General features: G+C 39.2%; 33 protein-coding genes and 1 other RNA gene. 31 read left to right on the plus strand and 3 right to left on the minus strand.

Translation table 11 applies throughout. The features are described 5' to 3' along the window. Window positions 1–122 precede the first annotated feature (122 nt). The 4 genes from KGF34_RS09870 (at window position 123) to KGF34_RS09885 (ending at window position 5,080) form a co-directional block, all read left to right on the plus strand. The gene (locus KGF34_RS09870; RefSeq protein ID WP_252558877.1) at window positions 123–719 is read left to right on the plus strand and encodes a sigma-70 family RNA polymerase sigma factor; all 597 of its coding nucleotides are present in this window, start codon (window positions 123–125) and stop codon (window positions 717–719) included. Window positions 720–779: 60 nt separating this feature from the next. Then, complete coding sequence (locus tag KGF34_RS09875; RefSeq protein WP_022235006.1) at window positions 780–1,049, plus strand: zinc-ribbon domain containing protein; 270 nt, start codon at window positions 780–782, stop codon at window positions 1,047–1,049. A gap of 286 nt (window positions 1,050–1,335) precedes the next feature. Continuing rightward, entirely contained in the window at window positions 1,336–2,349 is a 1,014-nt protein-coding gene (locus KGF34_RS09880) for a sugar-transfer associated ATP-grasp domain-containing protein (protein WP_252558878.1), read from the plus strand. Between the two features lie 412 nt (window positions 2,350–2,761). Then, a complete protein-coding gene (locus KGF34_RS09885) occupies window positions 2,762–5,080 on the plus strand; it encodes a serine/threonine-protein phosphatase (RefSeq protein WP_252558879.1) in 2,319 nt (772 codons plus the stop codon). Here KGF34_RS09885 and KGF34_RS09890 read toward each other — a convergent pair whose 3' ends face one another. After that, entirely contained in the window at window positions 5,081–6,400 is a 1,320-nt protein-coding gene (locus tag KGF34_RS09890; RefSeq protein WP_252558880.1) for a serpin family protein, read from the minus strand. It abuts the gene before it with no gap. Between the two features lie 20 nt (window positions 6,401–6,420). Then, complete coding sequence (locus KGF34_RS09895) at window positions 6,421–7,545, minus strand: glycosyltransferase (RefSeq protein ID WP_195411101.1); 1,125 nt, start codon at window positions 7,543–7,545, stop codon at window positions 6,421–6,423. Window positions 7,546–7,845: 300 nt separating this feature from the next. On the opposite strand from KGF34_RS09895, the gene KGF34_RS09900 reads away from it, so the two are divergent. From KGF34_RS09900 to KGF34_RS09910, 3 genes are read left to right on the plus strand one after another with little or no spacing between them, the layout of a single operon-like run. Further along, entirely contained in the window at window positions 7,846–9,645 is a 1,800-nt protein-coding gene (locus KGF34_RS09900) for a VanW family protein (RefSeq protein ID WP_252558881.1), read from the plus strand. Window positions 9,646–9,705: 60 nt separating this feature from the next. Further along, the gene (locus tag KGF34_RS09905; protein ID WP_252558882.1) at window positions 9,706–9,954 is read left to right on the plus strand and encodes a Smr/MutS family protein; all 249 of its coding nucleotides are present in this window, start codon (window positions 9,706–9,708) and stop codon (window positions 9,952–9,954) included. 6 nt (window positions 9,955–9,960) lie between these two features. Beyond that, window positions 9,961–10,293, plus strand: a complete 333-nt coding sequence (locus tag KGF34_RS09910; protein WP_022234999.1) for a cupin domain-containing protein — start codon at window positions 9,961–9,963, stop codon at window positions 10,291–10,293. Between the two features lie 473 nt (window positions 10,294–10,766). Here KGF34_RS09910 and KGF34_RS09915 read toward each other — a convergent pair whose 3' ends face one another. Then, on the minus strand, window positions 10,767–11,390 hold the full coding sequence (locus KGF34_RS09915; RefSeq protein WP_252558883.1) for an XRE family transcriptional regulator: 624 nt from the start codon (window positions 11,388–11,390) through the stop codon (window positions 10,767–10,769). Window positions 11,391–11,527: 137 nt separating this feature from the next. Here KGF34_RS09915 and KGF34_RS09920 point away from each other — a divergent pair, with 137 nt between their 5' ends. From KGF34_RS09920 to KGF34_RS10035, 24 genes are all read left to right on the plus strand, one after another. Further along, a complete protein-coding gene (locus KGF34_RS09920) occupies window positions 11,528–11,725 on the plus strand; it encodes a helix-turn-helix transcriptional regulator (RefSeq protein WP_176790846.1) in 198 nt (65 codons plus the stop codon). A 2-nt stretch (window positions 11,726–11,727) separates the two neighbouring features. After that, window positions 11,728–11,919 carry a hypothetical protein gene (locus KGF34_RS09925; RefSeq protein ID WP_252558884.1) on the plus strand — a complete coding sequence of 64 codons (192 nt, stop codon included), beginning with the start codon at window positions 11,728–11,730 and terminating at the stop codon, window positions 11,917–11,919. A 21-nt stretch (window positions 11,920–11,940) separates the two neighbouring features. Then, a complete protein-coding gene (locus tag KGF34_RS09930; protein ID WP_252558885.1) occupies window positions 11,941–12,291 on the plus strand; it encodes a hypothetical protein in 351 nt (116 codons plus the stop codon). After that, entirely contained in the window at window positions 12,279–12,662 is a 384-nt protein-coding gene (locus KGF34_RS09935; protein WP_252558886.1) for a hypothetical protein, read from the plus strand. The genes KGF34_RS09930 and KGF34_RS09935 overlap by 13 nt, the downstream gene beginning before the upstream one ends. Further along, window positions 12,663–12,727, plus strand: an RNA gene (locus tag KGF34_RS09940) — hammerhead ribozyme type II. Between the two features lie 13 nt (window positions 12,728–12,740). After that, on the plus strand, window positions 12,741–14,699 hold the full coding sequence (locus KGF34_RS09945; RefSeq protein ID WP_252558887.1) for a Mu transposase C-terminal domain-containing protein: 1,959 nt from the start codon (window positions 12,741–12,743) through the stop codon (window positions 14,697–14,699). A 2-nt stretch (window positions 14,700–14,701) separates the two neighbouring features. Beyond that, entirely contained in the window at window positions 14,702–15,628 is a 927-nt protein-coding gene (locus KGF34_RS09950) for an AAA family ATPase (protein ID WP_252558888.1), read from the plus strand. Between the two features lies 1 nt (window position 15,629). Beyond that, window positions 15,630–15,851: a hypothetical protein gene (locus tag KGF34_RS09955; RefSeq protein WP_252558889.1), complete on the plus strand. Its 222-nt coding sequence runs from the start codon at window positions 15,630–15,632 to the stop codon at window positions 15,849–15,851. Continuing rightward, window positions 15,829–16,035: a hypothetical protein gene (locus tag KGF34_RS09960; protein WP_252558890.1), complete on the plus strand. Its 207-nt coding sequence runs from the start codon at window positions 15,829–15,831 to the stop codon at window positions 16,033–16,035. Before KGF34_RS09955 ends, KGF34_RS09960 begins: the two co-directional genes overlap by 23 nt. Beyond that, complete coding sequence (locus KGF34_RS09965; RefSeq protein WP_252558891.1) at window positions 16,019–16,201, plus strand: hypothetical protein; 183 nt, start codon at window positions 16,019–16,021, stop codon at window positions 16,199–16,201. Before KGF34_RS09960 ends, KGF34_RS09965 begins: the two co-directional genes overlap by 17 nt. Window positions 16,202–16,203: 2 nt before the next feature. Beyond that, window positions 16,204–16,599 carry a hypothetical protein gene (locus tag KGF34_RS09970; protein ID WP_252558892.1) on the plus strand — a complete coding sequence of 132 codons (396 nt, stop codon included), beginning with the start codon at window positions 16,204–16,206 and terminating at the stop codon, window positions 16,597–16,599. Next, entirely contained in the window at window positions 16,599–16,898 is a 300-nt protein-coding gene (locus KGF34_RS09975) for a hypothetical protein (RefSeq protein WP_252558893.1), read from the plus strand. The genes KGF34_RS09970 and KGF34_RS09975 overlap by 1 nt, the downstream gene beginning before the upstream one ends. A gap of 102 nt (window positions 16,899–17,000) precedes the next feature. Further along, window positions 17,001–17,255, plus strand: a complete 255-nt coding sequence (locus KGF34_RS09980) for an AbrB/MazE/SpoVT family DNA-binding domain-containing protein (RefSeq protein ID WP_252558894.1) — start codon at window positions 17,001–17,003, stop codon at window positions 17,253–17,255. Next, window positions 17,248–17,886 carry a hypothetical protein gene (locus KGF34_RS09985; protein WP_252558895.1) on the plus strand — a complete coding sequence of 213 codons (639 nt, stop codon included), beginning with the start codon at window positions 17,248–17,250 and terminating at the stop codon, window positions 17,884–17,886. The genes KGF34_RS09980 and KGF34_RS09985 overlap by 8 nt, the downstream gene beginning before the upstream one ends. A 10-nt stretch (window positions 17,887–17,896) precedes the next feature. Next, window positions 17,897–18,406, plus strand: a complete 510-nt coding sequence (locus KGF34_RS09990; protein ID WP_333780942.1) for a phage protein GemA/Gp16 family protein — start codon at window positions 17,897–17,899, stop codon at window positions 18,404–18,406. Beyond that, a complete protein-coding gene (locus KGF34_RS09995; RefSeq protein WP_252558897.1) occupies window positions 18,390–18,677 on the plus strand; it encodes a Mor transcription activator family protein in 288 nt (95 codons plus the stop codon). The genes KGF34_RS09990 and KGF34_RS09995 overlap by 17 nt, the downstream gene beginning before the upstream one ends. A 111-nt stretch (window positions 18,678–18,788) precedes the next feature. Next, window positions 18,789–19,133: a DUF948 domain-containing protein gene (locus tag KGF34_RS10000; protein ID WP_252558898.1), complete on the plus strand. Its 345-nt coding sequence runs from the start codon at window positions 18,789–18,791 to the stop codon at window positions 19,131–19,133. Then, window positions 19,123–19,458 (plus strand): type VI secretion protein, encoded by a 336-nt coding sequence (locus KGF34_RS10005; protein ID WP_252558899.1) that lies wholly within the window; start codon window positions 19,123–19,125, stop codon window positions 19,456–19,458. Before KGF34_RS10000 ends, KGF34_RS10005 begins: the two co-directional genes overlap by 11 nt. A 2-nt stretch (window positions 19,459–19,460) precedes the next feature. Continuing rightward, entirely contained in the window at window positions 19,461–20,018 is a 558-nt protein-coding gene (locus tag KGF34_RS10010) for a phage protein Gp27 family protein (RefSeq protein ID WP_252558900.1), read from the plus strand. A gap of 1 nt (window position 20,019) precedes the next feature. Beyond that, entirely contained in the window at window positions 20,020–20,541 is a 522-nt protein-coding gene (locus tag KGF34_RS10015; RefSeq protein ID WP_252558901.1) for a transcription termination/antitermination NusG family protein, read from the plus strand. Between the two features lie 143 nt (window positions 20,542–20,684). After that, window positions 20,685–21,020 (plus strand): hypothetical protein, encoded by a 336-nt coding sequence (locus KGF34_RS10020; protein ID WP_252558902.1) that lies wholly within the window; start codon window positions 20,685–20,687, stop codon window positions 21,018–21,020. Beyond that, window positions 21,010–22,257, plus strand: a complete 1,248-nt coding sequence (locus KGF34_RS10025) for a PBSX family phage terminase large subunit (protein WP_252558903.1) — start codon at window positions 21,010–21,012, stop codon at window positions 22,255–22,257. Before KGF34_RS10020 ends, KGF34_RS10025 begins: the two co-directional genes overlap by 11 nt. Further along, the gene (locus tag KGF34_RS10030) at window positions 22,254–23,666 is read left to right on the plus strand and encodes a phage portal protein (RefSeq protein ID WP_252558904.1); all 1,413 of its coding nucleotides are present in this window, start codon (window positions 22,254–22,256) and stop codon (window positions 23,664–23,666) included. Before KGF34_RS10025 ends, KGF34_RS10030 begins: the two co-directional genes overlap by 4 nt. Beyond that, complete coding sequence (locus KGF34_RS10035; RefSeq protein ID WP_252558905.1) at window positions 23,666–25,309, plus strand: phage minor capsid protein; 1,644 nt, start codon at window positions 23,666–23,668, stop codon at window positions 25,307–25,309. Before KGF34_RS10030 ends, KGF34_RS10035 begins: the two co-directional genes overlap by 1 nt. Window positions 25,310–25,314 lie beyond the last annotated feature (5 nt).

The raw sequence follows: 25,314 nt of genomic DNA on the forward strand, positions 1-25,314 counted from the left end.
ATTCTGCACAATTATTGACGAACGGATTAAAAAAATTTACAAATAATATTTACTTTCTTATTGACAAATAAAAGGAAATAGGTTATTATTTACAGTAAGGAAAAGTCTTTTGAGGTGAGCTTGTGTCTGAATCGTTAAAAAATCTTTCAGAGCTTTCGGATGCAAAGCTTGCAGAGCTTGTAAAAAGCGGAAATGACAGTGCTTTTGATGTGCTTACGCTAAGATACTTGCGAAATATTGGCTTTTTGGCAAAAAAATATTCTGCGGACGGTTACGAGCGCAACGACTTTGTTCAGGAAGGACTTTTGGGACTTTTGTACGCTTGTCGAACATTTGACAGCAACAACAAAGCCTCTTTTAAAAGTTATGTTGATATTGTTGCAAAACGCAGATTTATTTCTATTGTGCGTAAAGCTCAAAGGCAAAAAGCCGTGCCGAGTTCAAGCCTTGTGTCGCTTGATGCAGACAACGACGAGCTTGAGGGCGAAAGTACAGACCCGGAGCAGCTGATGCTTGCAAAAGAACATTATTCTTTGCTTTTAGACGAACTTAAAACCTTGCTTTCGGAAAGAGAGTATATGGTACTGATGCTGTACTGCGGCGGAATGAGTTATGTTGAGGCTGCAAAAAAACTTGGCATATCCGCAAAGTCAGCCGACAATGCGTTGCAAAGAGCCAAAAAGAAAATTTCCTTACATTATATGTCCTTAAAAGATTAAGCGGTGCAATTCCGCAAAAGGGCAAAACAATTATACAGTACAAAAGTGAGGTAAAAAACAATGTACGAAGATAAGACATTAGTATGTAAAGAATGTGGAAATGAATTTGTTTTCACAGCAGGCGAGCAGGAATTTTATGCTGAAAAAGGTTTCGTAAACGAGCCACAGCGTTGCAAAGCTTGCAGACAGGCTCGTAAGAATGCTGCTAAACCGGCTCGTGAACTTTTTGAAACAACCTGCGCAGAGTGTGGCGGTGTTGCAAAGATTCCTTTCAAGCCAATGGAAGGCAAGTCTTACTACTGCAGCGATTGCTTTGCAAAGAGAAAGTAACAACAGACAGACTTATATTTATTATAGCGATTTTAAAAGACATTGTTTTAAAACCAATATAGTTTGTATATTTTTTTAAGCTGTAACGAACGGCGGATTTCATTGTAAATCCGCCGTTTTTCTCTTTTTAATGATGTTTTTGTGAGTTTTTCTTTTCAAAACTTTCATATATAAAACACAAAATCTCTATTGACATTTTGTAATACAGGCTTTAAAATAGTTACTAATCGGTAATAATTTAGATACAATTTTTTAACATTTTTGAAGTGATAAAGGAGTTTTCTTAATGGGAAAGCTTGGCTATATTGTAAGATGTATTGCACATATGGATTACAGCGCACTTTTTGATACTGTAAAGCAGGTGCATAAACTTTCAGGCAAACCGAGAGCGGTTATACTCGCCGATATAGTTTCCTGCGGATTTAAGTACGGCGCAGGATATAAGGATTATTTGCTTTGTGAATTTTATAATCTCAACAGCGAACAGAGGGCAACATTTGTGACAAGAGGTATAAACAATACCGTTGTAAAGCTCTTGAATGACCCTGATTACTATCATATTCTTGATAATAAAACTGAATTTTACACTATGTTTAACGATTATCTTCACCGCAAGTGGCTTAATTTTGCAAAATGCAGTAAAAGTGAATTTGTTGAATTTATGCAGAAATTTGACGAAATTATATGTAAGCCTGATGATTTGTGCTGCGGCAAAGGTGTAGACAAGCTGAAAAAAGCGGATTTTGGCAGTCTTGACGATATGTATGACGAACTGAAAAGACGGCATATCAGTATTGTTGAAGAAGTGGTAAAACAGCATCACAATATGAGCAGAATCAACCCCGATTCCGTAAACACAATCCGTGTTTATACTGTTTTGACAGATGGCAAGGCTAATGCTATATATGCGTGTATCCGTATGGGCAACAGCGATCGCCCTGTAGATAATATTAACGCAGGCGGTATGTATTCGCCTATTGATATGAAAACGGGCAAAATTGCATTTCCTGCTTGTGATAAACAGAGAAAAGTTTACGAAAAACACCCACGCTCGGGATGTGAACTTAAAGGTTATCAAATTCCGTTCTGGGAGGAATCAATGGCTATGTGTTGTGAGGCGGCGGAAAAACTCCCGCAACTCGGATATATCGGTTGGGATGTTGCAATTACAGAGAACGGACCGTTGTTTATTGAGGCAAATAATATGCCCGGACACGACGCTTTACCGCAAATGCCGTTGCAAGCACCCGATAAAATCGGCTTTTTACCGACATTAAGACAATATGTTAAGGGAATATAAATTATTTGGCAAATTGTCGGCTTGGTGTCAGATTTTAAAATTTTTATTCTGATTTTTTGCAAAAAATTTAACATATAATATCAAAAAGCACGGCTGTCATTATGACAGTTGTGCTTTTTTGCGCTTTCTGTATTTATTGTGACATAATGCAGTAAGATAAAATTATTTAACTCTTTGATTGCGTTAATGTTTAAAAATTACTTAATAACGGCTTAAATACTGATAAAAATAAGCATAAGAGTTATATTTACCGAATATAAATTAATTAATTTAGCAAGCAATATTATTTCTACAAAAGAATATATAAACTGCCTTCCACATACTGACAAAACGATTGAGTGCAAAATTTTATAATATAGGTAAAGGTTGCAGACAATGCTATCTAAATATAAAAAAGAAAAGGATGTTAAAAATGGAGGCAAAAAAAGCTCTGGTTCGCAAAAATTTTGATGGCTCGGCTGAATTTGCAAGAACGGTGATTACAAACATAGTATATTTTGTCAGCGGTGTTCTTGTGTCAAAGGGGGCAATGCTTGGAAATCTATCTCCTTTCGGAGCGTCTTTTGCGGCGGCTGTACCAAAAAAATATTTGCTGTCGGCACTTGCAGGCACAGGGCTTGGCTATATTTTGCTTACGCCCTCGGACAGTTTCAGGTACATAGCTGTTGTGGTTGCGATAGGAGGTATAAGGTGGCTTACAAGCGATATAAAAAGGGTGAAGAACAGCGCACTTTTTGCTCCGCTTGTTGCATTTTTGCCTATTCTTGCAACGGGTGTTGTACTCACATTTGTCAGCACAAGCACGCTTTCCTCGCTTACCGACTGCATTATCGAGGCGGTGCTTGCAGGTACGGCGGCTTATTTTTTCAGCAGTACGGTAAGGCTTTCAACCGAAAGACGCAGTATTGCCGCATTTTCCCAACAGGAAACCGCAAGTCTTGTGCTTACAGGCTGTGTTTTAATGCTATCGTTCGGCAGTGTTGCCATTGAGGGCATTTCTGTCGGCAGAATACTTGCCGTTCTTGTTACCTTGCTTTGTGCAAGATACGGGGGTGTTGCAGGCGGTTCGGTCTGCGGAATTGCAACGGGAGCAATATTCAGTATTGCAAGCAGAAATCAAGGTTTTATCTGCGGAGGATACGCATTTGGCGGACTTATGGCAGGATTGTTTTCGACTGTCGGCAAATTTGCCTGCGTAATAGCGTTTATGATTTCCGATGCGGTTATGTGCCTTGCTTTCAGCGACAGGGTGGCTCTTGCCGAGGTACTTATAGAAAGTTTTACGGCGTCTGTCATTTTTATGATTTTGCCCAAAGAAGTAGGTAATTTTATTGCACCTGTTTTTTCTCATGAAAAAAATGCTTCTCTCGGTGAAACTTTGAGGAAAAATGTGGTTATGAGGCTTGATTTTGCCTCAAAAGCCATTAATAATGTTAAAAACGATGTCAACGGAGTATCCGACAGACTTAAAAGGCTGTATTCGCCCACACTTGATATGGTATGCGACAATGTCAGAAAAAATGTCTGTTCAGGCTGTGGATTAAAAGTTTACTGTCACGATAAACAGGAGGGAGTGACCTATGATGATTTTCGCCGCCTTGAGGAAAGGCTTGAACAACAGGGAAGAGTGAGTGAAAACGATATTGAGGAGGTCTTTGTCAAAAAGTGCTGCAAAAAGCGTGAGATAGCCGACAGTATGAACAGCAATTACAGGGAATATATTTCTTGTCTGGAGGCTCAACGCAGGGTAGATGATGTACGCAGTGTCGTTGCGGGACAATTCTCGGGAATCGGGGATATTTTATCCGATTTATCTGATGAATTTAAAAGCGCAATGAAATGTGACACCGAGGCGGCAGAAAGGGTAATTTCCGCTTTGTCGGCTGTCGGAATTATTCCCATGGAATGTATTTGCCTTATAACTTCGGGCGGAAGAATGAATGTTGAACTTTCAATTTCTCCCAAATCAAAGCGCTTTTCAAAAGGACAGTTAATGCGTGAAATTTCAAAATGCTGCGGCAGAAGATTTGATTTGCCTCTTATTACCAAAGAGGGCGGCAGTATAATGGCAAAATTCTGCGAAATGCCTGTTTACGATGTGGAAATAGGTACGGAACAGCATATTGCAAATCGTGGCAAACTTTGCGGCGACTGCCTTAATTATTTTAACGACGGCACAGGCAATACTTATGCCATTGTGTGTGACGGTATGGGCACAGGCGGCAGAGCGGCGGTTGACGGCAATATGGCAACTTCTATTATGACAAGACTTCTAAAGTCCGGACTTACCCCGGAAAGCTCACTGCAGATTGTAAATTCCGCACTTATGGTAAAGAGCGAGGACGAATCGCTTTCAACCGTAGATGTGGCAAAAATAGATTTGTACAGCGGAAGAGTAACTCTTAACAAAGCAGGTGCACCGCTTACCTATATAAAGAAAAACGGCAGAGTGATTGCAAAAGAAATGCCGTCACTTCCTGCCGGAATACTCAACAATATTAAATTTTCGACCGATACGGTCAACTTGACAACAGGAGATGTGGTGGTTATGGTGTCTGACGGTGTATTATCAGGTAACGAAAAATGGCTTGAAAATCTTATAAGAACATGGAACAAGGGCAGCACACAGGAACTTGCGCAGGCGGTTGTTGCGGAAGCAATAAAGCACCGCAATGACGGTCACGATGACGACATTACGGTGCTTGCTGTAAAATTGACTGATAACGAATAATCAGAAATCAACTGTTCCGATGTAAAGCGGAATGTTGCTTTCGTTATCTATAAGCATAAATATGAACGGACGGTCAAACTTTAGAGTGCTGTCGGCTGTTTTGGAGTCGGATTTAAGTGTGTTTGCGGTAACTGTTGCTTTAACGCTTTCACTGCCGCCGATACCTGCTGAATTTACGGTAACAGACGGCTGAATTTCGGAAATATCATTTACGAAAAGGTCATCTGAAAGAGTGATATTTGAAAGGTTAATGCTGTCGGTAAATATATCCGCAAGGCCGCAATCCTCAAGTTCGGATTTAAGGCTTGTAGGTTTGCCGTCTGACTTTATACTGAATTCGGGAACAGAGGCATTTGTAAGAGATGTTATTTTAAAGCTGTCGAGCATATCGGAATACTCAAGATATGTCATTGAGGATATGTAGCTTTCAAGCGAAGTATCCTCATTTGGCATAATTGCAACAAATTTTACAGGTGTGTTGCGCATATATTTTATAATGCCCTGCGCTTTGTCTGTATGAATATAATTTTCTGCAGAGGTCATATATTTTACTGTTTTTTCGCCGCTTTCGGAGTAAAAAGTACCGTCCGCAACAGCGTCTTTTTCGTAAGCGTTAAGCCATTCGTCATATATATCCGATGTGCTTGTACAGAAAAGGTTATTTGAGTTGTCAAGAGAAGTCACGGCATTTCCGCCGAGTACGGAATTAACCTTTTTAACTGCGTTTTCATCTGAAAATACAAATCTGAAAATATTTGATCCGTAAAAGTCAGCGTTTGCCTTCAGAAAATTCTTTCTTATATCAACCGTGTCGTTAAAAAACATTGATTGATTAAGTTTTACATAAGCTTTTTCTGAATTTTTATCGTTTTCATCTGTATTTGTGCCGTCAGAAGAAAAGGCTTTAAGTCTGCTCTGAAAATATGACGAACATTGATTTTCGGAATCAAGTACAAGCTCATCACTCAGCGCATTGACAATATTTGTCTGGCTTTGTTTTGCGGCACCGTTTGCAAGTAATCCGAGTGTGAGAGCAGTATTGGCAGGCGCAAACACAAAACTCTTTTTATCGGAATTGTTTTTGTAATAGTTACGGAAAAGTTTTAATTCAAAATCACTTACTTCGCTTGAGTAAGAATTATATTCCGTAGGAGCGCTAACTGCTCCATCGGAATAATTAAATGTGGTTTCAGTATCGCTGTTTCTTTCAACATTTTTTGAAAGATTTTCCTTGTCTGAAAAACTGTCTGCACTTGAGCAGGCTGTAAATGTTACTGCGATTAAGCCTGCGCAAAGCAGGGCTGATATAGTTCTTTTCATTTATTTGAACGGTCCTTTCGTTAATCTTCATTGACGAGCTTTTTAGCGAGGTCATAAATTTTTTCTGCCGAATTTTCTTGTGCAAGATTGCCGCAAAACCTTTTCATTTCGGCAAGTTTGTCCGGATTGCCGAGAAGTCTGCAAACCTGTTCGGCACCGTTTAATTTATCAAGCATAATTGCGGCACCCGTTTTTACAAGAAATTCTGCATTATCACGCTCTTGTCCGGGAAAAGCATTGTAAATTGCAAGTGGAAGTCGGCAAGCAAGACTTTCGGTAACTGTAAGTCCGCCGGGTTTTGTTACGATGAGGTCGGATATATGCATATAATCCTCAACATTGTCAACAAAGTACAGAAGTTTTGTGCAGTCCTGGGCATTAAGTTCTTCCATTACTTCTTTAAGATGTGTATAAAGGTGCTTGTTTCTTCCTGTAATTACGATAAATTGAATTTGCTTTTTCTGCAAAACAAGGCTTTTATAAAATTTTAATACGCTTGTAACGCCGAAAGAGCCTGCCATAAGCAAAACAGTCGGAATGTTGGGGTCAAGTCCCTCTCTTTTACAGATTTCAGCTTTATCAAACGGCTCGGAAAATCTGTCAAAAATCGGGATGCCGAGCGGATAAATTATATTTTTATCTACATCATATTCGTTGACTAATTTTTCCGCCATTTGAGGTTCGGCAAGTACATAAGCGTCAATGTTCGGTACAAAATATGTGCGGTGTGCATCATAGTCTGTTATAAGGCTGATTGCTTTTGCACTGATTTTGCCCTTTCTTCTCAATCTTGATACCATCGTTGTAATAAACGGGTGGCACATAATGATAACATCGGGATTAAACTCATCTATAATGCTCAAAAGCTTGTTTGACATTGCGGTATTTGATTTCATAACTGCGTCATAGACTATGGTTTTGCGGTCTGTTACTTTGTAGCACACACCGTAAACCTTCGGAATTTTTGTAGCCATAAAGTGATAACCGCCGCAGACTGTTTTGTCATAAACTTTGCCGATTGCTTTTAATGCGTCAACGACCTTTACCTCATTGTTTGCATCGAGCGCTTTTATTTTGGCGTCAAGTGCGGCAGCGGCTCTTTTGTGCCCGCCGCCTGTTGAGGCGGTAAAAATCAATATTTTCATAATAAAAAGCTCCATTAAATATTAATGTCTGTAAACTATATTATATCGTTAATATAAACAATTTTCAACCGAAAAGTAAAAAAAGATTAATAAATAATTTTTTGCAATAAATATTTGTCACAAAAATGTAGCATTGCATAAAAATTAAGGCTGAAAGTATAATTAAAATTTGGGAATTATTTTAGGATGATTTTTGAAATTATGTCTTTATTTTTACCAAAAAGTGTAGTAAAATTATATTGGTAACATACATAATAAAGAAATTGTAAATGTTCATTTCCCAAACGGAGGAATTTTTTAATGGTCGATTATGACAAGGATTTTATTTTTTACAATGATTCGGACGATGAACTTGTAGATGTTTCAAACGGTATTAAGACTGCCGAAGAATCTGCAAATTCTAAAAAAGGCGCAAAACATTCACCTTCGGGCGCTCACCATTATGCAGGTGTGTTTTCTTACGAAGATGAAAACAAACGCAAAAAGAAAAAAGAAAATAAAAAGTCTGAACCAAAGGAAAAAAACGATAATAAAGACAATAAAAAAGACGGCAAAAAAAGTAATAAGAAAAAAATTATTATTGCAAGCTGCGCAGCCGGTGCGGTAGTTATCGGTATTGCCGTTGCGGGTGTGGTTATGCTTATGCCAAGCAAAAACGGACAGACTACTGTCGATAATCTTGGCTTGGGATTCCATTTTTCCGATGATGCACAGGTGTCGGGAATTTCACTTGCGGGCAAAACTTATGATGAGGCGCTCAAACTTTTGACTTCAAAGCAGGAGTCGTTTATAACTCCTGTTTCAATTTCTGTAAAGGCGAAAGAAAAGACATACACAATTACACAGAAAGACTTAAAATATACATACAATACAGAGAGTGTTCTTACACAGCTTAAGAATGACGAACTTAACAAAGAAAGTTCGGGCAAAACCGCAAAGACATATACTGTCGTTGCCACTTGCACAGATGATTCTATCAAGAGCAATGCCGAAAAGATTAAAAAAGAAGTTGATGTAAAGGCGACAAATGCCCGTGTTTCTGAATTTAATCCGTATGACGGTGACAACAGATTTAAATATGCCGATGCCGAAAAAGGTGCGGAGCTTGACGAAAAAGACCTTGTTACACAGCTTTCGTCAGCTATAAAAAGCGGTACGGGCACAATGGCACTCAATGCTGTAGTTAAAGATGTTGACGCAGATATTTCTCTTGATATGGTTAAGAAAAATATTGTGAAGCTTTCTACATACGAAACCGTTTCTTACAACAGCGCAAACGGTAATTCAAATATGAAAACTGCGCTTGAGGCTTGCAACGGTTCTGTACTTGAACCGGGGGAAGTATGGTCGTTTAACGAATGCACAGGCGATTCAAACCTTTCTGAAAACGGTTACAAGCCTGCAGGTGTGATTGCAGACGGTAAACTTGTGCAGGGCAACGGCGGCGGAATTTGTCAGGCAAGTTCAACTATTTATAATGCCGCAATAAGAGCAAATGTTGAGATTGAGGAAAGATACTGCCACCTTTGGGCATCCGATTATGTTCCTACAGGTCTTGACGCAACAATTGATTATCCTAACCTTGACCTTAAGTTCTCTAATCAGACAGATTACCAGATGTTTATAGAATGTAGAATGGACGGTACAACGCTTTCTGCTACATTTTGGGGATGGCAAAGTCCTGATTATGATGAAATAAGAACAGAAAATGAAATCGGCTCTACAAGCGGAAAAGAATTTTCTGCAAGAGCGTGGAGAGTATATTATAAGGACGGCAAAGAAGTTGACCGTGAGGAACTCCCGTCATCAACTTATGAGAGCAGCGGCGGTATTGGCGGCGGCTCTGCCGACGGCGACGACGGTGTAGTTTCAAGACCGAGCAATAATAACTCGAACTCTTCTGACAATAACTCATCTTCAAACAATAACTCGTCATCACAGGTTACACCTGATGTACCTACCCCGGCTCCGGAGCCTGCTCCGCAGCCTGATCCGGAACCTACTGTAACTCCCGAACCCGATCCGGAACCGACTCCTGCTCCGACAGAACCGGAACCCGATCCGGAACCTACTCCGACAGAACCGGAAGTTACCGAATAATTTATAAAAAATCCTCCGTACATTTGTGCGGAGGTAAAATTTTAGAAAAGAGGTGTAGTGATGCCGTATTCTGTAGAGATAGATTTGCACGGTCACACCGTGGAAAGTGCGGGAAAAGTTTTAACGCAAAGATTAAAGCAATTGCCGAATGATGTGCGTGAAGTTACCGTTTTGCACGGATTTCACGGCGGAACTGCACTGCGAGATATGGTGCGCAGATATAAAAATCCGAAAATAGAGAGAAAAATTCTCGGACTGAATCAAGGCGAAACCATATTTGTGATTGTTCCGTATAATAAAGAAAGGTGATATGTAATGTATATAGATTTTGACGGTATGCAAACAAAGGAACTTCCTAATTTTAAGGGAGGAGAAAAAACTTTCAGAGCCGATATGTTTGATGACGGCGATACCAAAATTATGCGTGGCAGACTTGAAAGCGGTGCGTCAATCGGACTTCATACTCATGAGGGTAACTGCGAGATTATTTATATTCTTAGCGGCAACGGCAAGGTAAAGTATGATGATACGGAAGAAAAACTTTCCGCAGGCTCTTGCCATTATTGCCCAAAGGGACACAGCCACAGTTTGATTAATGACGGTGATGAGGACTTAGTCTTTTTTGCCGTAGTGCCTGAATTAAGGTAAATCGAATAAAATATTTGGTGATGCAATGATGATGTTTATTGTAAGTTTTCACATAGAATAGGAAAAAGCGTAAAAAGCCGTTAAAAAAAGTTAAAAGTATAAAAATATAGTAAACAAGCCGTTTTTTAGGTGTAAAAAAAGATTACACTTTGAAAAACGGCTTGTTTTTTCTATTTAGTGCGAAAACGAAAAACGGAGTAATTAGACTGCTTTGTGGCAGAATGATTACTCCGTAATATTTTAAATATCGGGTGTTTAAAAGCGTTTAAAACGGCTTTAAATCGGCTTTTTATTGGAATTATTCAATAAAACTAATGAATTACTTAAAGCAAATCAAAGGGAAGAAAAATACAATTTAATAGGAACTCACTTCCTATTACGATAAACACTATGTTTTTAACATTTTAATAGTTTGTTTGTTAATAATCGGTTTATTTAACAGCTTTACATAATTATTTATAAAATGTGTATATTTATTCAAAATCCACTGTGCCTATAACTTTGCCTGCACAGCGAATGTCATCATACTCGGCTAATTTGATTGGTTTGTATGCAGGATTGAGGGAAATAAGCTCTCCTTTTCCCATTTGCTTAACATATGAATCACCGTTCAAAATGAAAATTCCGATTTCTCCTTCTAAAATTGAAGGAGATTTTTTTATTAATAGAACATCGTTATCGAAGAATTTAGGCTGCATACTATCTCCCCTAACTTTAAGCATAAAATCAGCCTGTTCTGTTAGAGAAGTTTTGGGAATAGTCATCCATTCAACAGGAATATCATCAGACAACCAATTACCGGTGCCGGCAGAAGCTCCGGTAATATATAAAGGAATAATTCTGCTTTTTGTTGGTTCTTTTACAACTTGTGATTCCTGCTTTTCAACCTGTTTGGGCATTTCATCAGTTCTGCCAAGCAGAAAATCTCCTGAAACATTGAAATAATCAGCAAGGATATTTAAGCTATCATACTTTGGAAGTTGTCTTCCGCTTTTCCAATTACTTATTAAAGATTCAGAAATACCAGTATCTTTTGACATCTGATAAGCTGTAACATTGCAATTTTGTAGTAATTGCTTAAAAATATCACTAAACATTTATGCACATCTCCAAACTTTGCAAAAGCGAAGTATTTTATCTTGAATACTTAGCAAATGCGTAGTATAATAATACCATAGTAATTTATTTACTTAATAATACCATAGTCATATTTTAAAAACAAGGAGGTATTGCAATGAAAATAGCTGAAAATCTAAAAAAATTCAGAAAACAACAAGGCTTGTCACAAAAAGAGCTTGCTCAGGTTGTAGGCGTTAATCAAACAATGATTGCTCATATAGAAAACGGTGTAAAAATCCCCTCGCTTGCGGTTAGTCTTGAATTAGCAGCCGCACTCAACACAACTGTTGATGAGCTTTGCAAGGGGGCATAAAAATGATTGGAAAAGTATTTAACAGATACACAGTTTTAGGAAATGTAAATAATCGTGTAATTATTGCTCACAATCCAAAAGCGGTTGAGCCTTGGGTTGTATGGTGGCTTGACAGTGACGGTGATCCGTACAGTGGAAGTTACTTCTCCGATCGTGCAGCAGCGGTCAAGGAATTTATTGCAAGGTCTTTTTAAATTTTAAATAGGAGGCTCATTATGGGCGAGCTTATCAGTAAGAAGTGTGCAAAATGCGAAGTAAGATTTGAAACTGTTTATCCATTCCAAAAGCTTTGCTACAGGTGCGGACACCCTCTTCGCAAACCTAAGAAGAAAGTTGAAAAGCCGTACAGAGAACTTACAGAAGATACTGAATTTCTTGTTTGCGTGTATTATTGGCGAGGTGACAGTACAGAGCAAATAGGCAATGACCTTGACAGAAATCCTAATCAGATTTCAGACATAGTATATGAAGCTAAGAAAAGCGGCAGATATAACGAACATATCAAACGGCATATCGACTATGCCGGGGACACAAGAAAAATCAAGGAGGATATATGGAAAGATTAACAATAAAATTAGGAAGCTGCATTGTTGGATACAAAGCGAGCAATAAAACACTTGCTCCTGCGGAGTTGTCGGTAGGTCAGACACGAGAAGTGCTGCAAAGACTTTGCGAATACGAGGAAACCGGATTATTACCTGATGAAATCTTAGAACTAAAAAAATCAAGGAGAATAATTATGAGTGACATTTTAGAAAAACTACACAGAGAAGCGAGATACGCTTTGAACAGTCATTCTCTTAACTTAACATACCAAACATATGGAAAAGCCGAAATGGCTTATAAGCTGAAAGCAATTACTTGGGATGAGTTTTCAGAACTTAATACTATTTTAGTGAGAAATGGTATTAACAATCCGTCCGCTCAACTCAGCTAAAGCCGAAACCGCCGCAAGGCGGTCAGCAGGAAATGACCTCCCTGCTCTGATGATGGCAGGTCAAAAGGATGTGATTTTTTGACTTATCTTACAGTTAAAGAAGTTGCTGAAATACGAGGATGTTCTGAAAGATATATAAAAATGCTTATTTCGGGTGGCAATATCTGCAGTAACGAAACAGTGAACAACAACAATCGAAAAAAGTATTTAATACCTTTATCGGAGCTTTCTCATTCAGAACAACTTAAATATTATAAATCTCACGCAATACCTATCCCTGAGGATTTGTTACCTGAACGCAAGACAGAACGACCTCACAAGGAATTTGATGAATTTTCGGCTGAACAGCGAGAAGAAATTGCAAGCTGGATACGAATTATCAAGTCGTGGGATGAATATTGTGCAACATCAAAGTTGAGCAAAGTGAATGCTACCGAAAAATTTGTCCAGCTGCAACAGGTTGCAAACCCTGAAATCAACATTTCAAAAAGCATTTTATATAGAAAGAAAAAGGCTTTAAAAGAAGATGACCTTGCAGGGTTGATTGACAACCGAGGAAGTTGGAAAAAGGGTACATCAACTATACCCGATGTAGCGTGGGACTGCTTTATGAGCTTTTATCTTGATGAGGCTCAGCACCCGATTAAGGCTTGTTATGAGTACACTAATATGTGGATTAAACAAGCTGCTCCTCAGCTCTTACCACTGCCGGCTTATTCGGCATTTTATCGTAAAGTACAGAATGATATTCCAAAGCCACTTGAGATTATGGGGCGTGAGGGAATGAAAGCATTTAGAGATAGATGTGCTCCGTACATACGCAGAACATATGAGGGTATGGCATCGAATGAATGGTGGATTGCAGATAACCACACCTTCGATGTTCAGACAAAAGGAGCGGACGGAAGTGTTCACAGACTTTACCTTACAGCGTTTTTTGATGCTCGTTCGGGTATTTTTACAGGCTGTTATGTAACATCTGCTCCGTCCTCACAGGCTACGCTCATTGCTCTGCGAAAAGGTATTATGAAATACGGAATACCAGAAAATATATATGTAGATAACGGTAGAGAATTTTTAACCTTTGATGTCGGCGGACTTGGACACAGAACTAAGAAAAGCCAAAAGGGCAAATTTACACCGCCACCTATATTTGAGCGTCTTGGAATAAAAATGACAAATGCTCTTGTACGAAACGCAAAGGCTAAAATCATTGAACGCAGATTCAGAGATGTCAAGGACAGGCTATCGAGATTATTCCCGACTTATACAGGCGGAAATGTTGTAGAACGCCCTGAAAGGCTTAAGTTTGTTCTTAAAGATGATGATAAAATCCCTACTGATGAAGAATTTACAAACGCAGTTGAGGATATACTCACTTACTATATGAATGAAAAGCAATATAGCGGTGCTGTTAATTCTGACAGTGGCAAAACTCGTATGCAGGTGTATAGAGAACAGCTCAAGGAAAAGCGTATTGCATCAGAGCTTGATCTCAACCTTATGCTTATGCGTTCTACAAGAAGTCAGAAGGTCGGTAGAAGAGGTGTCCATCTTACTATTGCAGGAGAAAAGATTGATTACTACAATGATGAGCTGATCCTCAATTACTTTGGTAAAGATATGTATTGCCGATACGATCCGGAGGACATTTCAACCGTGAGAGTGTACGATTTACAGGATAACTACATTATGACAGTGCATGTAGATAATGATGCGGTACTTGCTTACGGCTCATCAAAGGACGCTGTTGCTAAGGCTCTCCGCAAAGTAAAGAGCTTTGAAAAGCTTACCAAGCAAGAGCTGAAAGCAACTCAGATTACGGCTCTCGGCAAGAAGACAGCACTTGAGCTTGTTCTTGCCACAGCAGAGGAGAATAAACTCAAGTCTGATGAGCTTAGTCCTAAGATTATTTCCGTACACCGTGCCGATGAAGAGCCTGCCGAAATCAAACAGGCAGTCGGTCAGAATAATATAGTAAAAATTGATAAAGCAAAAATGATCAGGAATCTTGAAGAAAGACAGAGGGAGGAATAAATATGTCAATCAATCCTGAATTACAGCAAAAGCTAAGAGATTATATTAAAAACGCTTGCAAAGGCTCGCAAAATCAAGCGGCTAAAGCACTTGGTTGGTCACCTGCGTATATTTCAACTTACCTTAAAGGTGAATTCAAGGGTGATATAGCTAAGTTTGAAGCTTCATTGACCGAGGCTTTTGCAAACAAGAACGCAGCGGAAAACCTCAGGAGTGCAGTTGTAAGCGGTACATACAAGCCTACAGGCATAAGTGAGGGAGTATATGAAACAATCCGCTTGTGTCACCTCAAGGGCGGTCTGGCTATTGAGTGCGGAGATGCAGGAATCGGAAAGACTATGGCTTGTAAGAAGTATGCAGAGGATTTTCCTACTTCGGCGATATATGTTACCGTTAATCCTTGTCTGGTTACTCTTAACGCATTTTTAAAGCTGATGTGCCGTACTCAGAAGATTACGGCAAGTGGTCGCAAGGATGAAATGTGGATGAGGCTGTCAGACAGCTTTGCAGGAGAACGCAAGGTGATTATCATTGATGAAGCTCAGCACCTTCCTATAAAGACTATTGAGGCAATCAGAGCTTTCTTCGATAGCAACCCCACACTCGGTATTTGCCTTGTCGGCAACATTGAAACTGTAACCAATACAGGCAGAAGTAAGGAGGCTTTCGCTCAGATAAGAAACAGAACAAAACTTACTGAAATCAGACACACAACATCAATTACTGCAAATGATATAGCGTTGCTTTTCCCACCTGTTGCAGATGACGAAAAAGCAAAAGGTTTACTGCTCGGAATATCTCGCTCAGAGCAGGGTATTCGAGGAGCAAGTAATGTATTTTCAAATGCAGTTGACAACGGCAATATTACATATGACGGTTTACTTGCAATGGCTAAAGCCATGAAAATTAATGTTTACGGAGGAATTTAAAATGAGCTTAAAGAGAATTATGTTGTATGTTTTAACAGGATTTTGTATGGGAGCAATTACCCTTGCAATGCTCGAAAAGATGGGATTTCGCATAGCCTCATATGGCGTTGAAATGCTGTTTATCCCTTGTGTAGTGCTTTGCATCTGCTTTGGCTGGGCGTTAAAAACAGATGTATTAAGACTATTTAGGAGGAATAAGAATGTTAATTCACGCAGAAAATGAAAAGCAAAAGGAAGTTACCGCAATACATATTTGTAAGGGCAGTATTTGCGGTAACTGTCTGAATTACAGCAAAAGTATCCTTAACAGTCAAAAAGGTTATTGCATATCTTCAAACTCTGCTGTTGAAAGGTGCGATTATTGCAGTTTATTCAAGGAGGTTAAAATGAATGCTAACAAAAAATAATCAATCAAACCAACTGTTAAAAGAAGCACAGAAACTTGGTGTTTTGTGCAAAAATTGTAAAAATGGCATTATAACTAAAAACAATTGTTTTTGCCTGATTATAAATCGTGGTGGTATGAATCCAGCAACTGATTTTTGCAGTTTATTTGAAAGAAAAGAGGGATAACAGTGACCGCAGAAGATTGGAAAACGGTCGATAAAGCCTTAAAATCCGTTTTATTACCGGGAGTTAAGCTGCTTATTGACGGATACGAAGTAACACTTACATTATGCCAAAAATCACAGTTTAAAAACGCTATTGCAATATGGATTAACGGAAGTTTTAAAGGCAAATGGCTTGCAGAAGATTGTGAGGAACGCAGGCGTTTCCTCTGCTGTAAGAAGAGAACACTTGTTAAAGAAGCAGATTATAAGGCTTATGGCATACGCAGTAAGAAAGCTAAAAAAGAATTAGCAGACAGATATGCCTACGAGGAGTGGTTCTCATATTGGACTAATTTCAACAAGATGAAAAAGCACTTTATCGACAACAATAAAAGCATTGAAATTTTGGAGGTTTTATAATGGATATTACTTTTGATGAAAAGATAGCTAAAAAGGCAGGCTGTGCATACATAAACGATTTGATGGAGAAAGCCAAGAAAGCTATTATTGCAGAGAAAACCGTTATTATCTCAGTAATCGGAGATGATGAGCAAAGAGAGGCCACTATTGCCGGAAATCCTTTGGATGTAACAGTAGAACTTGCATCCTTAATTGTGATTTATCTTGAAAAAATAAAAAATCAAAAAGGAAAAGCAATAGCAAATATGTACTTAAATGCTTTGTTGAAAAGTATTGATCAGTATTGGAATCAGGGATAATTTCCCTGTTCCTTAATGCAGCTCCTTTAGGAACGGTCACAAGCCCGTAAAATGCAGAGTGAGGAACACACAATTCAAAAATAATTAAGGAGGTAAACACATATGGAAACATCAAAAAAGATTTGCAAAAACGGCTCAATTACTTTGCCAAAGCAGATAAGAGCCGAAGCAGGCATGTTCCCCGGCAACGCTGTTAATATTAGCACCTCGGCTGACGGAACGGTAACAATTAAGCCGTCAGCTCCCTGTTGTCGCTTTTGTGGAACAGTTGAAAATGTAATCGTTGCTGACAATGTTGTTATTTGCCGCAAATGTGCTGAAAAATTACTTGCAAAGGTGGATGTAACAAATGACTGATTTAAGAAAACAGATTGATGAGCTTGCGGCAATTAAGGTTGATATGGGAAAGCTCAAGGAGCGTAAGGATAAGCTTGAGGCTGAAATTATAAAGCAGTGCACATCTGACCTTGAGAATACGAAGTATAAGAGTATTCGATATGAGGGTGATGTGTTTGACCTGACAGCCGTTACAGCTGAAAGTCTTAAGGTTACATACGATTCCTTCTTACCAATAATTTTCGGTAAAGCATACGAGGATGCAGTTACCGAAAAAACGGACTATTCTATATCATCTCCGGCAAAGCGAATGCTGATAGGTCTTTGGACAGGAAATTATGTAAAATGCACTGTAAAAGAAGTCATTGAGCAAATGAACGGCGTTACTGATGAAGAGCGCAAGCAGCTCATTAAGAAGTGTAAAGGCATTAACTATGACAAGGATGTCAGCAATATCTTAAAGTTTACTTCCTTGTCAGAGGAAGATGCAAAGGAATATGCTTATCTCATTTCTGATGCTGCCGTCTGGCAGGATTTTAAAAATCTTCTCACTATTAACGGCATTGATGATGAAGAGCAGATTAACGATATTCTTCTTAAAATTCAGAGTGCATTTGTGGTTGAGGAAAGCACAAAAATTTCATTAAGCTGAGGTGATTGACTTGTTAAAACCACAGCAAACACAACGAATATACGCTATCGGTGCAAGGCTTGGACTTGTTGAAAGCGGTAATAAAAATGACTTACTGCACGAACTTGTGTATAGCATAGCACAAAAAAGCAGCGTCCGAGAGCTCGACGAACAGGAATATAAAAAAGTTGTTGCAGAACTTGTGAACAAGCTTAGAATCGCTAATCTTACAGAACCTAAAACGGTACATCCTTTCAAAGCAAAAAAGCGTGAAGATAAAGGTATTGGTAAGATGTCAGACGGTCAGACACGCAAGGTATGGCAGCTTATGTATAGCCTTGAAAAACTTGATAAAAAGCCGTCAAGTGCAAAACTTGGTGACCGCTTATGTGGTATAATTAAAAAAGAATTGCATATTGATGCTTTACCGAAAGACCCCTTTGCGTGGCTTACATATCAGCAGGGAGTTAAACTGATTGAAATACTAAAAAAATACATTGCAAATGCTCAAAGGAGGAAGGACGGTGGAAATACATCTTGATGATCTCATAGGCACTCAGCGTGATATAGCTGAGGTAATAGGTATTGAAAGTTATGTAAAACTTTGCAAGATTTTCGGTGGTGATACAGTGTATATACAAAAATACAGTGAACTGCAGAAAATAGAAAGAAATGCGGAAATCAAAGCTAAATACAACGGCTATAACAGTCGTTTGCTTGCAAAAGAATATGATCTGTCTGAACGATATGTAAGAACAATATGTTCACAAAACAGCCTTGATGGTCAGTTAAGTATTTTTGATGATATTTAGTGGCTTGAGAAAAATATAGGATATTCGTCCTCTACAGACATATAGAATTATAAGGTATTATTGAGTTAGAAACTTGATAATACCTTATTTTTATGGAGTTGAAAAGAAAATATGAATTTTACGGCAGACACTTGGTGGTTGTTCGGTCTTATTGTAACAGGAGCAATAGCAATTATCGGCTTTTTTCTTAAGCGTACTATTAATGAGGCTGACAGGCACGACAAGGAAATTAAAGAGATACAACTGTCTTATGTTACGAAAGATGAGCTTAAAGATGTTAAAAATGATGTAAATAAATCTATCGGCAAACTGCAGACAGATGTAGAACAAATTAAGGATACTTGCTTAACAAAGAAAGATTATTACAACTCAATAAACGAGGTTAAAGAAGAAATAAAAACACAGAACAAGCTAATTATGGAGCTTATCAGAGGAGGAAAAAGAAATGATGATTGATGCAGCACAGGAATATATGCAGAAAATCAAAGCAAGAAACTTTGTTAAAAACAACGGTCAGGTTTTGAGAACTATTAACATTCTTCGTGTAGGTTATGAGAAATTATCTGATGTTAAATATGCCCTTGGTGATGTGTCTGAGCATGACTTTCTTTCTTCTGTAAATTATTTATTCCTATCAGAGTACATCTTACTTCGTAAGATTAAAACTAAAGAGTTTGCGGATATTGCTGATGTACCATATGAGGAGCTTGAGGCAAAGTTATCACAGAAAGGCATTAAGTTGCTTGACGGCACAATTAGCGACAACTCGGTTGAGGTGTAACTATGGGCAGAAACAACCGCAGGGCTTGCGGAAAGATTGATAAACTTCCTGCTGATCTCAAGGACACAGTAGACCAAATGCTTGTTAGTGGTCAGACATACAGAGAAATCGTATCATATCTCTCTGAAAACGGAGAGCAGCTGTCGCAGGCGGCAGTCAGTCGTTATGCATCAAGATTTTTAGCAAACGCACAGCAGTTGAGAATAGCACAAGAAAATTTCCGAATGATACTCACCGAAACCGAGCGTTATCCTGAACTTGATCCGGCAGAGGCTATTTTAAGAATGGCATCACAAAAAGTGTTTGATGCAATTGCAAAACTTGATGAAGGTCAGTTTGATGATGTGTCAGCTGATGACCTTTTAAGGCAGGCAACAGCACTTGCAAGAGCAGTTGCTTACAAACGCAAAACAGACATTGATGTCAAGTCAGACAAGCAGATTGCACTTGAGGAAAATCAGAGCTTGCTTTATGAAACTATCAAGAAAAGTAACCCACGCTTGTATAACGAGCTTATGGATGAAATTAATAAGCTCAAAAAGCAGGCAAAGGAGGCTTAGTATGGAAAAATACGAATGGTATGTACTTCATGTCAGAACAGACAGTGAGCTTGATGTTGCAAATGCTTTAGAAAAGCGAGGCTTTTCAACGGCTGTACCTGTTGAAAATCGTATTATTCGCAAGAGCGGAAAATGGATTAAGAAAGCATACATTGTTTTTGCAGGCTATGTTTTTGTGTTTATGCGATACAACTGGGCAAAATACTACGCTATGAATAACATCAGCGGAATAATTAAAATTCTTGGCGGCGGTCAGAATCCTGTTCCGTTAAGCGAGAGTGAATCAGAGTTTGTTCTTAGACTATCGGATTTGCTCTCTGAACCGTCAGTTTTAAAATTTAATGACGACAACAGTTATAAAGTTGTCAGCGGATTTTTAACAGATTATGCAGATAAAATTGTAAAAATTGAACGCAGATACAAGAAAGCAACAGTCAAGGTTACTGTTGCCGGAGAAGAAAAAGAAATAAAAGTATCTTTTATAGAAGATACAGAACAAATGCCGGAGCAGACAGCGGATTGATTCGTCTTCGCTTGATGAATGGTTGTTATACACTTAGCACCGATAACATCAAAGTTAGCGGATGGCGAAGCTTGCATAAAACGGTATTTAAACTTATTTTAAGCACCCTTTAATGGGTGTTTTTATTTTGGAGGTGAGTGCGAATGGATAAGCTGTCAAAACTTGAACAATTACTTAAAGATACAAATACAAAGCAGGAATTTAATATTGTGGAGGACTTAAAGGCTTTAGCTCTCTCCTATGGAGTAGTCAAGTCAAAGGATTTCCGCAAAAAGCTCAACGCCCTGATTGAAAAATACGAAAATGACGAACTGACGGCAATTCGTGAGGCACTCGTTAAGAAGTGCCAAAGCGGAGATGTTCAGGCTATTAGGCTCTATGCAGACTATTTCAAGCCTGAAACAGTTGCAACCGTTGATGACGGATTGATTGAGGCACTTGCAGGTGCAGGCAAGGAGGCTTTCGCTGATGAAATTTAAACCTTTTTCCAAAAAGCAATTAAAAGTCCTCTCTTGGTGGAAGGTTGATGGAATTAAGGATAAATACGATGCAATAATTGCAGACGGTTCAGTCCGTTCCGGCAAGACGGTAAGTATGAGCATATCTTTTATCTTTTGGGCAATGACAACATTTGTTGACTGCAACTTTGCCATATGCGGTAAAACCGTAGGCTCTTGCAGACGAAATGTTATTAAGCCACTTATTAATATGCTTAACAACCGTTATGACATCAAAGACAAGCGGTCGGAAAACTTGCTGATAATCAGCAAAGACGGCAAATCAAACACATTTTACATTTTCGGCGGTAAAGATGAAAGCTCGCAGGATTTAATTCAGGGCATTACGCTTGCAGGCGTTCTCTTCGATGAGGTTGCTCTGATGCCGAGGTCATTTGTTGAGCAGGCTCTTGCCCGGTGCTCTATTGAGGGTGCAAGGTCTTGGTTTAACTGCAATCCCGATAACCCCAACCATTGGTTCTATCGTGAGTGGGTTTTAAAGGCTCCTGAAAAGCACGCTTTGCGGCTTAAATTCTTAATGGACGATAACCTTAGTCTTTCTGAAAAGGTTAAGCAACGGTATTACAGCCTTTATCAAGGCACATTTTACCGCCGCTTTATCCTTGGTGAGTGGGTTATTGCCGAAGGTCTTGTGTATCAGGATTACAATGACCATATTAAGGATAAGTTGTGGGACGGCAATCCGGATGAGCTTGTCGGACGGTGGTACATATCAATGGACTACGGTACTATTAACCCTTGCTCTATGGGACTGTGGTGCGTAACTGACAACGAGGCTATTAGAGTGGATGAATACTACTACAACAGTCGCAAGGAAGGCTATCAACGCACCGATGAAGAGCATTATGCAGAGCTTGATAAGCTCGCAGGTGACCGCTATATAGAGCGTGTGATAATTGACCCGTCCGCCGCATCATTTAAAGCTACAATCAAAAAGCATGGCAAGTTTTTTGTTAAGTCGGCGAAAAATGATGTTATAAACGGCATCCGAACCACGAGCCAAATGCTCAATGACGGCAGAATTAAAATCGGCGTTAAGTGCAAGGCATCACAAGAGGAGTTTGGAATGTACCGCTGGGACGATAAAGCCGAGGTTGACAAAGTAGTTAAGGAAAATGACCACGCAATGGACGATATACGCTATTTAGCTTATACAGTCTTAAAGCGTGAGTTTAAATACAAGGAGGTGAGCAGTTGAAAAGGCGTGCTAAATATGTATTTTTGAGTTGGCTAAGGACACTCGTGAATAAGTTATCTCCGGATGATATAGTAAGTTATCATTATGATGATATGGAAGACGCCATGGAAGATTGGCTTGAAATTTATGCTGATGAACCACGGTGGAGCAATGCCTGTCACGGCAAAACGCTCAACCTCGGAGCTACGATAGCATCAGAATTTGCAAGACTTATTATGATTGAGTTTGAAAGTAAGATAACAGGTTCAAAGCGAGCAGACTATTTGCAGGAACAGTACGAAAAACTGACTAAACAGCTTAGAGTAAGACTGGAGGCAGGCTGTACTGTTGGCGGCATAATGCTTAAGCCGTATGTTCGCAATGGTGTAATCCTCCCCGATTGCAACACACAGGATAAGTTTATCCCTCTTAGTTACAGCAATGGTATAATTACTGCTGCTGCATTTTTTAATCAGGAAGTCAAAGGAAAAAATTACTACACTCGAATTGAAAAGCAGACTTACAGTTACGAAAACAAATCGCATACGATTGAAAGTCACTTTTTTGTTTCTTCCAATCCCGACAACATCGGATCCGAAATTAAGCCTGAAAATCTTGACAGCAAAATGTGGGCAGGAATTGATCCGTACATTGTCATAAATGATGTTGACCGTCCTCTTTTTGCGTTTTGGAAAGTACCGTTTGCAAACCACATTGAAAGCGACAGTCCTCTCGGAGTGTCGGTTTACAGCCGAGCAGTTAAGCTGCTTAACGAAGCTGACTTGCAATGGGACAGATATTTGTGGGAATTTGAAGGCGGTGAGCTTGCTGTTGATGCAGGCGAAGAAGTTTTGCGACAGCGACCGGGTGAAAAATCACTTGAAACAGCATCTACTCGTGACAGGCTTTTTAGGAAAATCAACATTGACTCTGACTCAAACAGTGATAAATCGTTTTATGAAGTTTTTAATCCAAATTTGCGTGATGAAAACTATGCAAGGGGTCTTAATGAAATTTTAAGACGAATTGAATGGAACTGCTCCCTTGCTTACGGCACACTCTCTAATCCGCAGAATGTAGATAAAACAGCTGAGGAAATAAAAGCATCCAAACAGCGCAGCTATACGGCAGTGTCTGATATGCAGTCCTCTCTTGAGTCTGTGCTTGAAGACTACATATATGCTTGCAATGCTATGGCAGATGCTTGTAATCTTGCACCAAGCGGAGAGTACGAAGTCAGCTTTAATTGGGGTGACGGTGTACTTGAGGACAAAGACAAGGAGCAAGCTATACAGCTTAACGAAGTCAACAGCAGTATCCGCAAAAAGACCGATTATCTCAAGTGGCGTTACGGTGTAGACGACAAACAGGCGGCAGAAATGTTGCCTGAAAGCGGTGTGCAGAGCTTTTTTAACGAGGGTGGTGCTTAATGCTTACACCTGAACAGCTTGCACATTGTGCAGATGATATTGTAGAGCTTTACAGTCAGCTTGAAGAGGCTATCGTCCGAGATGTTGCCCGAAGAATTGTTAAAACCGGAACAATGACCGACACAGCAATATGGCAAACACAGCATATGCATGAGCTTGGCACTCTCAATGCTGATATTTTAAGCAGTATATCAAAGTATAGCGGTAAATGCGAATCAGAGCTTAAAAAGCTGTTTGAAGATGCAGCCATTACTGCAACAGAGTATGATAATGAGATTTACCGTAAAAACGGTCTTACCCCTAAGTCAATCAAGGTGTCTGATACTCAACTGCAGATATTAGAAGCAGGATTTAAGAAAACTCAAGGCAATTTAAGCAATCTTACTTTGACTACTGCGGTATCATCACAGACAAACTTTATCAATGCTTGCAGTTTAGCAGAACTTAAAGCAACAAGTGGTGCATTTTCGCCGCAACAGGCTATTGTTGATGCTATAAAGCAAGTAGCATTAAACGGAGCGGAAGTTGTTTATCCGTCAGGTCACAAGGATAAGATGGATGTAGCGGTTCGCCGCAATGTAATGACAGGTATAGGTCAGACAACAGGGCAAATATGCCTTGCCAACGCTCGTGAGCTTGGCTGTGACCTTATGGAGATTACCGCCCACGCAGGAGCAAGACCGAGTCATTCATATTGGCAAGGTCAGGTTGTAAGTTTGAGCGGCAGAAAGGGTTACCTTTCCCTTTCTGACATCGGCTACGGCTCAGGCGACGGCTTTAAGGGGTGGAACTGCAGGCACGATTGGTATCCGTACTTTGGCGGTACACGAATGTATGACGAAGAAAAGCTAAAGCAGATGGACGCTAAAAATATTGAGTATCCTGACGGCTCTATGCACACGCTTTATGAGGCGGAGCAAAAGCAACGAGCTTATGAGAGAAAAATCAGGGAGTCAAAACGCATACTTGCCGCTTACGATGAAAGCATTAAAAATGCCGATGACGAAGCAATAAAAAAGGCTTATCAGAATATTTTTAATAAAGAATCCGTAAAGCTGAAAAATCGTGAAGCTGAGCTTAACAATTTCTGTGACAAAACAGGTTTGCTCAAGCGTAATGACAGGGTACAAAAGTATGGTTTTGGCAGGAGTACGGCTCAAAAAGCAGTTTCATCAGCTAACAAGCATTATAAAACTTGGAGTAAAGAGCATAACATAAATAACATAAAAACACTTGCAGAATATTACAATGTGAAGTATAATGATACTGAAAGATATGCACTTTTGAAAAATTATGTTAGTTCTATTGATAAAGGTATGTTATCACCATTAACTGGTTTTGATAAATATGAAGAGTATTATGACAAAGTACAAAATGAACTTATAGGATTAACTACTGCATCAGGTATAAAAATCAAATCACAAAGTAAGCATTTTCTTGAGCGTGTTTTTGGTACTAAAAATGACCCTACACATAACGATAAACCAAGAAGTGGAGTACCTTTATCTGATATTGAAGATGCTTTGATAAACGGAAAAACAAAATCCACGCATAATGGAGATAGTATTTTGCATTATACTGATAAGTGTGGTGTAACGGTCAATCCATATACAGGTAATTTAATACAAGTGAATTTGAAATAGGTGGT

Source organism: Ruminococcus sp. FMBCY1, assembly GCF_023921805.1.
GTDB classification, from domain to species: Bacteria; Bacillota; Clostridia; order Oscillospirales; family Acutalibacteraceae; genus Ruminococcoides; species Ruminococcoides intestinale_A.